Source organism: Streptomyces sp. P9-A4, from assembly GCF_036634195.1.
GTDB lineage: Bacteria > Actinomycetota > Actinomycetes > Streptomycetales > Streptomycetaceae > Streptomyces.
On record NZ_JAZIFY010000001.1, the window covers coordinates 4822993 to 4836112 of the forward strand.

13 protein-coding genes are annotated in these 13120 nt (G+C 72.0%); 11 read left to right on the forward strand and 2 right to left on the reverse strand.

What is annotated here, in order from left to right:
• Window positions 1-16 precede the first annotated feature (16 nt).
• Window positions 17-1393, reverse strand: coding sequence for a M14 family metallopeptidase (locus V4Y03_RS21915; protein WP_317877217.1), 1377 nt, complete (start codon window positions 1391-1393; stop codon window positions 17-19).
• A 118-nt stretch (window positions 1394-1511) separates the two neighbouring features.
• Here V4Y03_RS21915 and V4Y03_RS21920 point away from each other — a divergent pair, with 118 nt between their 5' ends.
• Window positions 1512-2897 carry a serine/threonine-protein kinase gene (locus V4Y03_RS21920; RefSeq protein ID WP_332436024.1) on the forward strand — a complete coding sequence of 462 codons (1386 nt, stop codon included), beginning with the start codon at window positions 1512-1514 and terminating at the stop codon, window positions 2895-2897.
• 154 nt (window positions 2898-3051) lie between these two features.
• Here V4Y03_RS21920 and V4Y03_RS21925 read toward each other — a convergent pair whose 3' ends face one another.
• Window positions 3052-4773 (reverse strand): chitinase, encoded by a 1722-nt coding sequence (locus V4Y03_RS21925; RefSeq protein WP_443079812.1) that lies wholly within the window; start codon window positions 4771-4773, stop codon window positions 3052-3054.
• Window positions 4774-5152: 379 nt separating this feature from the next.
• Between V4Y03_RS21925 and V4Y03_RS21930 the strand changes: the two genes are divergently transcribed.
• The 10 genes from V4Y03_RS21930 to V4Y03_RS21975 all read left to right on the forward strand — a co-directional run bounded on the left by V4Y03_RS21930 (window position 5153) and on the right by V4Y03_RS21975 (window position 13114).
• A complete protein-coding gene (locus V4Y03_RS21930; protein WP_332436026.1) occupies window positions 5153-6022 on the forward strand; it encodes a hypothetical protein in 870 nt (289 codons plus the stop codon).
• A gap of 100 nt (window positions 6023-6122) precedes the next feature.
• Window positions 6123-6830 carry a Flp pilus assembly protein CpaB gene (gene cpaB, locus V4Y03_RS21935; protein WP_317876450.1) on the forward strand — a complete coding sequence of 236 codons (708 nt, stop codon included), beginning with the start codon at window positions 6123-6125 and terminating at the stop codon, window positions 6828-6830.
• A gap of 7 nt (window positions 6831-6837) precedes the next feature.
• Window positions 6838-8103 carry an AAA family ATPase gene (locus tag V4Y03_RS21940; RefSeq protein WP_317876449.1) on the forward strand — a complete coding sequence of 422 codons (1266 nt, stop codon included), beginning with the start codon at window positions 6838-6840 and terminating at the stop codon, window positions 8101-8103.
• Between the two features lie 3 nt (window positions 8104-8106).
• Window positions 8107-8469, forward strand: coding sequence for a TadE/TadG family type IV pilus assembly protein (locus V4Y03_RS21945; RefSeq protein WP_317876448.1), 363 nt, complete (start codon window positions 8107-8109; stop codon window positions 8467-8469).
• A gap of 29 nt (window positions 8470-8498) precedes the next feature.
• Window positions 8499-8873: a TadE/TadG family type IV pilus assembly protein gene (locus V4Y03_RS21950; RefSeq protein WP_332436028.1), complete on the forward strand. Its 375-nt coding sequence runs from the start codon at window positions 8499-8501 to the stop codon at window positions 8871-8873.
• A 16-nt stretch (window positions 8874-8889) separates the two neighbouring features.
• Window positions 8890-10236: a CpaF family protein gene (locus V4Y03_RS21955; protein WP_332436029.1), complete on the forward strand. Its 1347-nt coding sequence runs from the start codon at window positions 8890-8892 to the stop codon at window positions 10234-10236.
• Complete coding sequence (locus tag V4Y03_RS21960; RefSeq protein ID WP_317876445.1) at window positions 10236-11177, forward strand: type II secretion system F family protein; 942 nt, start codon at window positions 10236-10238, stop codon at window positions 11175-11177. Before V4Y03_RS21955 ends, V4Y03_RS21960 begins: the two co-directional genes overlap by 1 nt.
• Before the next feature lie 10 nt (window positions 11178-11187).
• Window positions 11188-12075 carry a DUF5936 domain-containing protein gene (locus tag V4Y03_RS21965; protein WP_332436031.1) on the forward strand — a complete coding sequence of 296 codons (888 nt, stop codon included), beginning with the start codon at window positions 11188-11190 and terminating at the stop codon, window positions 12073-12075.
• Between the two features lie 197 nt (window positions 12076-12272).
• Window positions 12273-12497 carry a Flp family type IVb pilin gene (locus tag V4Y03_RS21970; protein WP_332436032.1) on the forward strand — a complete coding sequence of 75 codons (225 nt, stop codon included), beginning with the start codon at window positions 12273-12275 and terminating at the stop codon, window positions 12495-12497.
• A 41-nt stretch (window positions 12498-12538) separates the two neighbouring features.
• Window positions 12539-13114 carry a pilus assembly protein TadG-related protein gene (locus tag V4Y03_RS21975; protein ID WP_443079813.1) on the forward strand — a complete coding sequence of 192 codons (576 nt, stop codon included), beginning with the start codon at window positions 12539-12541 and terminating at the stop codon, window positions 13112-13114.
• The last annotated feature ends 6 nt before the right edge of the window (window positions 13115-13120 follow it).

Consider the following 13120-nt stretch of genomic DNA (forward strand, 5'->3'; position numbering starts at 1 on the left):
CCGCGCGAACGGTCCGTCAGGCCGCGCAGTACTGCGCCTGCTTGCCGATCGAGCGGTACATGCAGTCCGCGTTCTCCAGGAGCTGGAGGACCGCGTCGCGGTTGCGGCTCGTCTCGCGTTCGATGACCTCGTCCGGGGGGTAGAAGCCGCCGCCCGACGACGAGGAGGGGTACATCTCGAAGGTGTACGCGAAGATCTTCTGCGTACCCCAGAGGTAGTCGTCGATCGAGCCGTCCGTGATGTAGAGGTCGCTGGACTGCTCGGGCGTGTAGCCGTTGCTCGCGGCCATCCTGCCGCCGACGGTCGCGAAGGCGTCCCGGTCGTCCTGGGTCATGCCGGTGGTGGTGTTCGCCGTCGTCCAGCCGAACGGCCAGAGCACCAGCTCGCTGTACGTGTGGAAGTCGATGGCCGCGGTGATCTGCTGCTTCCCGCCGATCACCCGCGAGCGCGCGAAGTCCGCGACGACCTTCACCTCGGGGGCGGAGGCGGGTGCCGCCCCGCGGTAGGTCTCCGAGCTCGTGGAGCCCGAGGAGCCGCCGCAGCAGGCCCACTTGAAGTCCCAGTTCCGGTTCAGGTCCGTACCGACGTACGAGGAGCCGGAGTTGGGCTGGCGGTTCTTGCGCCAGCTCCGGTAGGAGCCGCTCGCGATGTCGTACTCGCCGCCGTCCGGGTTGAGGTCCGGGACGATCCAGATCTCGCGGCCGTTCACCGCGTCGGTGATCCTGGGGTCGGTGCCGTAGCCCGCGCCGAGTTCGCGGATCAGGTAGAGCGCCATCTCGACGGTGAGGTGCTCGCGGGCGTGCTGGTGGTGGGTGAAGAGGACCTCGGGCTCGTTCTCGTCGGTGGCGACGTTGTCGCTGATCTTGATCGCGACGATGTCCCGGCCCTGGTACGACTTCCCGATGACCTGCTTGCGCATGAGGGACGGGTAGGCGGCGATGCGCTGGTCGATCTCCGCGCTCGCCTCCGCGTAGTTGTGGTACTTCGCGTCGGCGGACGGGAAGTCGAGCGGACCCGGCGCCGACCGGGCCGCCGTGCCCCGGTCCGGCGGCGCGGGGAGCGCGGTGGTGGCGTAGCCCAGCGCCTTGAGCCGCTTCAGCTGCTCGGCGTTCGCGCTGACCACCACCGAGCGGGCGTCGACCTCGTCGATCGAGACGCCGGTGGCGGCCAGCGCGGTGCGGGCGGCCGGGGTGGCGGGGCCGGCCACCTCGTACTGCCGGATCACCTCCTCGGCGCCGGAGGCGCCGGAACCGGCTGTGGTGGTGCGGGCGGCGGTCGGTGCCGGGTCGGCCCCGGCGGGGGTGGTCGCGAGGGCGGAGAGGGGCGCCGCGAGGGCGAGCGCCACGAGGGCCGCGAGGGTGGCGGACCTTCTGCCGCGGATGGGACGTCGCATGCTGTCTCCTGGGTGGGGAGTGTGGGGGTGTGCGACAAACTCGTGCGGGTGTCCGGGGCACATGGTGGAGCTGTGTCATGGCCCGGTCAAGGTGAGGAGTTCGGCCATACTGTCCGGCGTGGGGACCTTCATCGGCAGATACGTCATCGAGCACAAGCTGGGCGAAGGCGGCATGGGCACCGTCTACCTGGCCCGGTCGCGCGGCGGTCGCGCCGTCGCCGTCAAGGTCGCGAGGCCGGAACTCGCCGCCGACCCCTCCTTCCGCGAGCGCTTCCGCGCCGAGGTCGCCGCCGCCCGGCAGGTCGGCGGCTTCCACACCGCGCAGGTCGTCGACGCCGACCCCGAAGCCGAAGCGCCCTGGCTCGCCACCGCCTACATCCCGGGCCCCACCCTCTCCGGACTCCTCACCGCGAAGGGCCCCATGGGCGAGGAGGCGCTGCGCTCGCTCGGGGCCGCGCTCGCCGAGGCCCTGGAGGCCATCCACGCCTGCGGGCTCGTCCATCGCGACCTCAAGCCCGGCAACATCGTCATGGCCCCCGACGGTCCCCGCGTCCTCGACTTCGGCATCGCCCGCGCCGTCGAGTCGACCCGCCTCACCGCCACCGGCTCGGCCTTCGGCACCCCCGGCTACCTCGCCCCCGAACAGGCCCTCGGGGAGGAGGTGACGGGCGCCGCCGACGTCTTCGCGCTCGGCGCCGTCCTCGTCGCCGCCGCCGGCGGACGGCCCTTCGGGGACGGTACGCCGATGGGGCTCATGTACCGGTCGGTGCACGAGGCCCCCGACCTCGGCGCCGTACCGGAGGCGCTGCGCGGGCTGGTGGGGCGCTGCCTGGCCAAGGACCCGGCCGAACGGCCCACACCCGACGCCCTGATGGACGAGCTGACGGCGAGGGCGGCCGGGGTGGGCGTGGCCGGGGCCGGGACGGTCGGCGCGGGCGCGGGCGACGGCCCGGTGGCGGACGTGATGCCGTCCGTGGCGCCGTCCGTGGCATCGGCACCGCCGGACCCCCGGGTGACCCCCTTCGACGCGCTGCCGGTGCCCGGCGCCACGCCCGCGACCGCGGTCCCGGTGCCCGCGGTCGCGCCCGAGGACGCCGTGCCGCCCCACCACGCGCCGCCGACGCGCACGGCCGGTGTCCAGGACGCCGTACCCGCGCCCGGGGCCTTCCCCGTACCGCATCCCCCCACCTTCTACGTACCGCCGCCGCCCACCGCCCCGCCGCCGCCCGCGCCGGACTTCGCCGCCGCCGACCGGAACTCCGGCGTCGCCGTCGACGGGAGCGGGGTGGCCCTGCACTTCTACGACGAGGAGGCCGATTTCCTCTGGAGCGAGATCGCGGCCGTACGGTACGAGCGCGTCCGGCGCGAACGGGCGCTCCGCGTCGCCGTCACCCTCTACGACGGCTCGGTCTACGACTGCGAACTCGACGGCCGCCGCGCCGCCCGGGTCGACGAGTGGATCCGCCTGCTCGACCCGGTGCTGCGCCACTACCTGCCGGTGTGAGCCGGGCCCCCGTACGGCCGGCCGTATGACGGAACGGCGCAGCGCCGCCGGGGGAGCGGCGGCGCTGCGCTGTCGTTCAGGTCCCGTTCGGGTCCTTCGGGGTCCGTACGGGACCGTATGAGTCCTTGACGGGTCCGTGCGGACCCGTCGAGGGTCACGGCAGGTTGCGCACGTGCGGGCCCACCGCGTTCGACCAGGCGTTGCCCGCCGTCGCGTCCCAGTTGGTCGACCAGGTCATCGCGCCGCGCAGCGTCGGCCAGGCCTGCGCCGGCTTGTAGGTGCCGCAGCCGGTGAGCTTGGTCAGGCAGTCGAGCGCGTTCTTCACGACCTGCGGGTCGACGTAACCGCTGCCCGCGCCCCGGGGGGAGGCGGGGACGCCCAGGCCGACCTGGGACGGGGAGAGGCCGCCCTGGATCTGGATGCAGGCGAGCGCGGTGAGGAAGTCCACCGAGCCCTGGCTGTAGACCTTGCCGTCGCAGCCGAGCATCGAACCGCTGTTGTAGTACTGGGTGTTGACCACCGTGAGGATGTCCTTCACGGCGAGCGCGGTCTTGAAGTACTCGGTGCCGGTGCTCTGCATGTCGATGGTCTGCGGGGCCATCGTCAGGACCATGCCGGAGCCCGCCTTGGCGGAGAGCCGGCGGAGCGCCTTGGTCAGGTAGGTCGCGTTGACCCCGTGCTCCAGGTCGATGTCGACGCCGTTGAAGCCGTACTCCTGCATCAGGGCGTACGCGCTGTCGGCGAAGGCGGTCGCGGTGGCGTCACTGTTGATCGTGACGTTGCCCTTCTCGCCGCCGACCGAGAGGATCACGGACTTGCCCGCGGCCTTCTTGGCCGCGATGTCGGCCTTGAAGTCGGCGGCCGAGGTGTAGCCGACGGCCGGGTCGAGGCTGAAGGTGATCTGGCCGGGCGTGGTCGTCGAGTCGGCGAACGAGACGGCGATGATGTCGTACGCCGCCTGGACGTCCCGCAGCTTCTGCTTCGCGGCGCCGTTGTCGAAGTTCTGCCAGTAGCCGGTCACGGCGTGCTTGGGCACGGCCGTGCCGGGGCCCGGGTCGGTGGGCTTGGCGGTCCGCGCCGACACGGCGGTGGACTTCGCGGACTCGCCCGCGGAGTTCGTGGCGGCGACCTGGAACTGGTACGCGGTGTCGGCGGTCAGCCCGGTGACGGTGGCCGACGTACCGGTGACCGCCTGCGGGTCGGCGCCGTCCCGGTACACCTTGTAGCCGGTGGCGCCGGAGACCGCGCCCCAGCTCAGGGTGACCGAGCCGGTGGTGACCGTACCGGCGGCGAGACCGGCCGGGGTCGACGGGACGACCGGGTCGGGGTCCTGGCCGCCGCCCCCGTCGGGGCCGTGGACGCTGACGTCGTCGACGAGGTACGGGGAGGTCCCGTACCAGCCGTGGGTGTAGATCTCGACCGAGGTGGTGCTCGCCCCGGTGGTGAAGGTGGTGGTGAGCTGCTTCCAGGACGGGCTGTCGGGCGTCCAGGTGGAGACGGTCCCGGTGCCGGTCCCGGTGCCGCTCGCGCCGATGTAGGCGTATCCGCCCTGGACCCAGGCGCTCAGCGTGTACGTCGAGTTGGGCTTGACCGTCACGGTCTGTACGCACTTGGCGTTGTCGAGCCCGGCCGGGGAGGCCTTGAGGGCGCCGGCGCCGGTGCGGACCGGGGTGGAGACGGCGGCGCCGCTCCCTGCGGAACAGGCCCAGTTGGCGAGGCCGTTCTCGAATCCGGCGTTCTTGGCGACGTTGACGTCGGCCGCCTGCGCGGTGCCGGCTCCGCCGACGAGGACGAGCCCGGAGCCGACGGCGAGCGCGAGGGCTCCGGCCAGCCTGCGGCGACCGTACGGGCGGGTGGTGGTGCGGTCCACGTGCATCCTCCGGTGGGGGAGTTGGGGATGTGGAGGTGCCGTACGTCGTCGTACGGAGGGGTGGTGCTGGGGGAGTGCGGGGGGTTCGGGGGAGTGCGGACGGTGGCCACCGTTGTCGCAACAAGCTGGTCCAGACCAATCGCGTTGTCAAGACCTCTGGCAGCAAGCGCTGTTCGGGCGGGCGGGCGGACCGAGGTGGGGGAATCGCGGGCCCGGGCCCCCCGACCTCGAAGAAATGGAGGGAGCTTGGCGGATTGTGTGTTCACCACCCCGGGGGTCGTGGATAGGCTGCAGAGGCGGCAGCACCCTGCGGTGACGCCGTGAACGCGGTAAGTGATCCGCGGCCCCCGGGACGCGGGAGGCCGGCGGGGACGGGGGGTCCGACGTGCCGACAGCGATCGCGGTCACCAGCGCCGATCTGGCGCTGCCGCCGACCGACCCCGGGACCCCGCACGCCACCGTCCTCCCGCCCCCCGGCACGCAGTCGCTCGACGCCTCGATCGCCGACATGCAGCAGCTCCTCGCGCGCTACGGACACGTGGTCGTCGTCTGCCCCGCCTCCGCGTCGACCGCCGTCGAGAACCGCCTGCGCGCCGTCCGCGCCCTGCTCGAAAGCGACCGGATCGCCCTGGTCCGCACCGACCTGCCGCCCCTCGGCGCGGCCGTACTCGTCCGTCAGCTACGGCAGTTGGCGGGCTGCGACTTCAGCCCCGGCGTCCTCGCCTCCGCCGCCCGGCTGCTCGCCCACTACATCTACGCCGGCGCCGTCCTCGGCTCCGTCTCCCGGCTCGACCGCGTTCCCGTCGGTCTCGGCTCCCACCTCAAGAGCTGGCTCCCCGGCGCCCACTTCGCCGTACTCGCCGGACCCACCCCCCAGATCGTTCGCATCGGCAACGGCGAAGAACCCCTCGCCGGACCCGAGTTCACCACCGAACTCCTCCTCGCCCGGGGCCAGCTCCAGACCGACTGGCCCACCTCCACCCTCGTACCCCGGTGGCGGATCCAGGGCGCGGTCCAGGAGACCCCGCTGCCCGAGGCCTCGGCCGGCTGGTGGGGCACCGGCAAACTCGTCGAGTTCGCCGCGTACCTCCCCGACCTGCCCGTCCTCTACCAGCTGGTCTCCTCCGTGCGACGCGAGAACTGCCGCTGGTGCGCCATGGAACTCATCGGGGACCGCTGCGGATTCTGCGCCGCGCCGGTCCCGGCACAGACGGCACGACAGGCGCAGGCCATCGCGCTGGACGCGGCACCGTGAAGGGCGTCGTGACCGGCACCACGTACCGCCGTAGTCCCCGCTCCCGTACCCCCCACCCCCGTCCGTCCGGACCCACGTCTCCGATCGAGGTAGTACGGCCATGAACTCCCGCCAGCGCCGCGGCGTCATCCTGCTGCTGCTGTCCGTCCTGTGCGCCCTGGGCGCGTTCGCCGGTGTGCTCGCCGTCATCAGCGACGTGAACTCCAAGGTCGGGCCGGAGACCACCGCGTACCGGATCAAGAGCGACGTGGACCCCTACGCCGCCCTGAGGCCCAGCCAGTTCGAGAAGATCTCCATGCCCAAGCGGTGGCTCTCCGCCACCGCCGTCACCGACCTCCGTCAGATCGAGGGCAAGATCGCCGTCACCGAACTGAAGGCGGGCTCCCTCCTCCAGACCGACATGATCGTCGAGCGCCCCGCACTCCAGCCGGGCCAGCAGGAGATCGCCATCATGATCGACGCGGCCACCGGCGTCGCGGGAAAGATCAACGCGGGCGCCACCGTCAACATCTACGCCACCTTCTCCGGCGACAAGAAGGGCGAGGCCGCCCAGTCCCGGATGATCGTCGCGGGCGCCCGCGTCCTCGACGTCGGCAAGCTCACCCCGATCGGCGACAGCGCCGGCCGCGCCGGCCGCACCGACGAGGCCGTGCCCATCTCCTTCGCCCTCTCCACCCTCGACGCCCAGCGCGTCGCGTACGCCGAGTCCTTCGCCGAGCACGTACGCCTCGCCCTGGTCGCCCCCACCACCGGCGGCGCCCCGTCCGACCAGCGCGACCGCACCTACACGCTCGAAAAGGACAAGTGAGGCCGGTATGACCACCAGGATCCTGCCGGCCGTCGGCGACCCCGACGCGGCCCGGTCCGTCAGCACCCTCATCGGGCAGCTCCCCGACGCCGAACCCTCCCCGCCGGTCACCGACTCCACCCAGCTCGTCGACACCCTCGCGCGGCTCGCCGCCGCCTCCCTCGACGAACTCCCCGAAGTCGTCCTCGTCCACGAGCGGATCGGCCCCGTTCCCGCCCTCGAACTCGTCCGTGAGGTCGCCCTCCGCTTCCCCGCCGTCGGCGTCGTCCTCATCACCGCCGACGCCAGCCCCGTCCTCTTCTCCGCCGCCATGGACTCCGGCGCGCGCGGCCTCGTCACCCTCCCGCTGGGCTACGAGGAACTCGCCAGCCGCGTCCAGGCCGCCGCGCAGTGGTCGCTCGGCGTCCGCCGCCACCTCGGCGCGGGCGCCGAACAGATCACCGGCCCCGGCGGCACCGTCGTCACCGTGAGCGGCGCCAAGGGCGGCGTCGGCGCCACCGTCACCGCCGTCCACCTCGCCCTCGCCGCCCGCGCCTCCGGGCGGACGGTCGCCCTCGTCGACATGGACCTCCAGAGCGGCGACATCGCCTCCTACCTCGACGTCCAGTTCCGCCGCTCCGTCGCCGACCTCGCCGCCATCACCGACATCTCGCCCCGCGTCCTCCAGGACGCCGTCTACGTCCACGAGACCGGGCTCTCGCTGCTCCTCGCCCCGGCCGAGGGCGAGCGCGGCGAGGAGGTCTCCGACCGCGCCGCCCGCCAGGTCGTCAGCGCCCTGCGCGGGCGCCACGAGGTCGTCGTCGTCGACTGCGGCTCCCAGCTCAACAGCGCCAACGCCGCCGCGATCGAGATGGCCGACACCGCCCTCCTCGTCGCCACCCCCGACGTCGTCTCCGTCCGGGCCGCCAAGCGGACCGTACGCATGTGGGAACGGCTCCAGGTCCGCAAGGCGGAGGAGACGGTGACCCTCGTCAACCGCCACCACCGCTCCAGCGAGATCCAGCCGCCCCTCGTCCAGAAGATCACCGGCACCCGGGTCGCGGGCGTCGCCGTCCCCGCGAACTTCAAGGAACTCCAGGCCGTCGTCGACGCGGGCAAGCTCCACGAACTCGACGCCAAGTCCACGGTCAAGCAGGCGATCTGGTCCCTCGCGGGCGAACTGGGCCTGGTCGGCGCCCCCGCCCAGGCGGCGGCGGGCCAGCCCGGCAAGCAGCTGGCCCGCGCGGGCGACCGCGGCTCACTGGGCCTCCGCCGCCGCACCGGAGGCCGCTGAACGATGCGTACCGACCGGGACGACAGGGGGCAGGTGGCGGTCGAGTTCCTCGGCATGGTGCCACTGATCCTGCTCACCCTCGCCCTGCTCTGGCAGGTCGTCCTGGTCGGGTACACGTACACGCTGGCGGGGAACGCGGCGGACGAGGCGGCGCGGGCGTGCGCGGTGGACGACGACTGGAGCGAGGCCGCCCTGCGACACCTCGACGGCGCCTGGGCGGCGGGCGCGACGCCGAACTGCTCGGTCGAGGGCGGAATGGCGAACGCGGTCGTGGCGATCCGGGTGCCGGTCCTGTTCCCGGGGGTGGGCGGGCTGTTCACGGTACGGGGGAAGGCGGGCGCGGTGTACGAGGGGGAGGGGCAGTGAGCGGGCTTACGGGGGGAGGGGAGACGCCCATGGGCGCGCGTACCGGCAAGTCGTCCCGAGACCGGGGCCAGGCAGCCATCGAGTACCTCGGGTTCCTTCCGATCCTGCTGCTCGTCGGGCTCGCCGGGTTCCAGCTCGGGATCGTCGCGTACGCGGCCCAGCAGGCGGGTACGGCCGCCCGCGCGGCCGCCCGCGCGGCGAGCAGCGACGCGGAGGACGCGCCCGGCGCCGAGGCCGCCGGCTACGCGGCCGCCGACTGGGCCACCGGCGTCGACGTCGCCCGTGGCGGCGGCGAGGCCGTCGCCACCGTCCGCGTCCGCATTCCCTCCGTCGTGCCCTTCTGGAGCTTCGACGACATCACGAAGACCGCCACCATGCCCCTGCCCGACGAGGAGGACGAGTGAGAAGGGACGACGAGTCATGAGCCTGCGCGCCCGGATCAACGCCCCCGAGGACCACAGTGGCAACGCCGCCGCCCGGGAGGACAGCCACCTCGTCGCCTCCTTCCGCGCCAAGCTCCTGGAGGAGATCGACCTCACCGAGATGTCGGCGCTCGCGGCGGCCGAGCGGCGCGCCCGACTGGAGCGCGTCCTCGGCCACATCATCAGCCGCGAGGGCCCGGTCCTCTCCACCGCCGAGCGCGCCCAGCTGATCCGCAGGGTCGTCGACGAGGCCCTGGGGCTCGGCGTACTCGAACCGCTCCTCGAAGACGCCTCGATCACCGAGATCATGGTCAACGGCCCCGACCAGATCTTCATCGAGCGCAACGGCCGCGTCGAACTCCTGCCGCTCCGCTTCGCCTCCCACGACCAGCTGATGCAGACCATCGAGCGGATCGTCTCGACGGTCAACCGGCGCGTCGACGAGTCGAACCCGATGGTCGACGCCCGGCTGCCCTCCGGCGAGCGCGTCAACGTCATCATCCCGCCGCTCTCCCTCACGGGCGCGACGCTCACCATCCGCCGCTTCCCGCGCGCGTACACGCTCCACGAGATGATCGGCCTGGGCTCCCTCGACGAGCAGATGCTGCTGCTGCTCTCCGGGCTGGTGCAGGCCAAGTTCAACCTGATCGTCTCCGGCGCCACGGGCACCGGGAAGACCACCCTCCTCAACGCCCTCTCCGGCCTCGTCCCCGACGGCGAACGCATCATCACCATCGAGGACTCGGCCGAACTCCAGCTCCAGCAGTCCCATGTGATCCGCCTGGAGGCGCGCCCGCCGAACATCGAGGGCCGCGGCGCCATCTCCATCCGCGACCTCGTCCGCAACTCCCTGCGCATGCGCCCCGACCGGATCATCGTCGGAGAGGTCCGCGGCGGCGAGACCCTCGACATGCTCCAGGCCATGTCGACCGGTCACGACGGCTCGCTCGCGACCGTGCACGCCAACTCCGCCGAGGACGCCCTGATGCGCCTCCAGACCCTCGCCTCCATGTCCGAGGTCAAGGTCCCGTTCGAGGCGCTGCGCGACCAGATCAACAGCGCCGTCGACGTCCTCGTGCAGCTCACCCGGCACCCCGACGGCACCCGCCGCATCACCGAGATCTCCGTCCTCGCCTCCCACGGGCGCGAACGCTTCCTGCTCGCCACGGTCTGCCGCTTCCAGGCGCAGCCGCTCGCCGCCGACGGACGGGTGTACGGGCAGTTCACCTACCACCCGCTGCCCCGGCGGGTCGCCGAACGCCTCCACCTGGCGGGCCAGCCCATCCCGCAGGCCTTCGGCGTGGCGGCGGACGACGCCTATCTGACCACCCGAGAGGCCGAGTGATGACCGACCCCTTCTGGCTGACGGTGGGCGTGACGCTGCTCGCCGCCGTACTCGGCGTCGTCGGCGTCCAGCTGTACGCGAGCGGGGCCCGCCGGCACGCGGCGCTCGTCGCCCGCCTCGACGACTCCGGCGCACCCGAGGCGACCGGCCGGCGCCGGCGGCGTTTCCGGGGGATCGACCGGCGGGTCCGGCGGACCGCACTCGGCCGGAAGCTGGAACTGCGGATCGCGGCCACCGGACTCGACGTGACGCCCGGGGAGTTCACGGTGGCGCTCGCGGCGACGGTGGCGGTGCTGTGGGTGGTGGGACAGGCGGCGCTGTCGCCGTTCTTCGGCCCGATCTGCGGGATCCTCGGTGTGTGGGTGGCGATGGGCTTCCTCAACTGGCAGCGCCAGAAGCGGATCGAGAAGTTCATCAACCAGCTGCCGGAACTCTCCCGCATCCTGGCCAACGCCACCCAGGCGGGGCTCGCCCTCCGGATGGCGCTCAGCCTGGCCGCCGACGAGCTGGAGGCCCCGGCGGGGGACGAGCTGGAGAAGGTCGCCCAGCAGCTGGCCGTCGGCACGTCCCTCGACGACGCGCTCGGGGAGCTGGCCGAACGGCTCCCGTCCCGCGAACTCGTCGTTCTCGTCACCACGTTGGTGCTCGCCAACCGGGCCGGCGGCACCGTCGTCTCCTCCCTGCGGAACCTCACCGAGACGCTGGAGGAACGCAAGGAGACCCGGCGGGAGGTCCGCACCCAGCTCTCGCAGGTGAGCATGACCGCGTACTCGGTCCCCGTGATCGGCGTCGGTTCGCTCCTCCTCATCGACAACATGCAGCCCGGTGCGCTCGACCGGATGACCGGTTCGGGCATCGGGCAGTTCGCCGTCATCGCGGCGTTCGCGCTGTACGGGGTGGGCTTCGTGGCCATCCGCCGTTTCTCGAAGATCGACGTCTAGGGGCCGCGCCGTGGACCTCCTCCTCGCCTTCCTCGCCGGGCTCGCCGTCGCCGGCATCGGCTACGGCCTTCGGCTCTACCGGGCCGACGCCAAGCTGCCCGACGACCTCAGGCTCGCCCTGGAGGTCGGCGCGACCCGGACCGGCGCCGTCGACTCGGCGGTCGACCGCCTGGGCATGCGCTGGTCGCCGGCGGTGCTCCGGCTGATGGGCCCCAAGCGGGTCAACGCGGTACGCCGTCGCATCGACCTCGCCGGGAACCCCGGCGGACTGACCATCGACCGGTACGGGGCGCGGCGGGCGGTCTACGGCTTCCTGGGCGTACTGGGCGGGCTGCTGATGCTGTCGAAGGGGTCGTTCCTGGTCGCGCTCCTCCTCTTCGCGTTCGGGGCGTTCTGGACGGAGGTCGGGATCTGGTCGGCGGTCCGCATCCGCAAGGACCAGATCGAGCGCACGCTCCCCGACTTCCTGGATGTGCTGGCCGTCGTCGTCTCGGCCGGCCTCGGGTTCCGGCAGGCCCTGGAACGGGTCGCGGAGAAGTACGAGGGTCCGTGGGCGGACGAACTCCGCATCACGCTGCGGCAGATGGACATGGGCGTCAGCCGCCGTCAGGCCTTCGACGAGCTGCGGCGGCGCAACGACTCCGAGCAGGTTGCCCAGTTCGTGACGGCGCTCCAGCAGGGGGAGGAGCTGGGTGCGCCGATCGTCGACACGCTGATCCAGATCGCCAACGACATGCGGCGCACGGACGCGCAGAACGCCCGCCGCAAGGCAGCGAAGGCCGTCCCGAAGGCCACGATGGTCATCACGACCCTGATGGTCCCGGCGACGATGATCCTGCTGGGGGCGGGCCTGTTCCTGGGCACGGGGACGGACTTCGGGGCGGTGACGGGGGAGTGAGCGCGGTGACATATTCGAGGGAAACGGCTTCGGCCGCGCAACTCGATGTGCCAGAGTGCGGGCTGAGTGTGAGGGGGTGGAGCTGATGGACCGGACAGCCGCGACCTGCCTCCACCCGATGACGGGCCCCTGCCCGCCGACCCCCCCGTCGGCGCACGGTGCCCGAACGCAGGCGTCCGAACGCGGAGGGGACCACGATGAACGACGCGATGCTGAAGGCCGTGACGAGAACCCGGCTGTGGCTGGCCTCCCGGACGCCCACCAGGGGGAGGGACCGCGGACAGACGGCGGTGGAGTATCTGGGGATCATTGTGGTGGTGGTGGCGATTGTCATCGCGATCACCGGTACGGACATCGGGCAGTCGATCAAGGGGGCCATCAGCCAGAAGATCGCCGAGTTGACTGGTGGCGGCGGGGAGTAGCGAAGCTTCGCAAGCTGCCGGACGCGGGTCAGGCTTTCCCTATGTATGTTGCTGTCATAGCAGGGCTACTCTTCCTGGCTTTCGTCTACTTCGCGGTGGGGCAAGCAGCCGCTTCACGAAACAGTGCCCAGACCGCTGCGGACGCGGCGGCGCTTGCAGCTGCGCAGGACGCTCGTGACCAGCTGCGCGAGGGATGGCTTGGCGTAGCCCTTGACACCGCGCAATGGGGCAGGTTCCTTGAAGGCGTCGCATACGACGACTCGTCGGCGTGCCAACAGGCAGAGGTGTTCGCGGCCAGGAACCAGGCGGAACTGTCAGGCAGTCGCTGCGTTTCTCTTGCTGCAGGTGTCTCAGGGTTCAGCGTGACAGTACGTACGACGAGCTCGGAATCGCGGCACGCGACCGCGTCGGCGGAAGCGGTTATCGAACCGCGCTGCTGGTTCGTGGGGCAGGAGCCAACGACTGATCCCTCGCCCGACCCGACGCCATCCGGCGAGCCTGAGGAACAGGGGCCAATCGAGGGCCTCGTCTGCGACGGTAAATCCTGGGACGTCAATCCGGAGAACCCGAAACTCCCGGCAGCCGCCGACCTGTTCACCGTCCGTCTGTCCGAGTGACCAGCG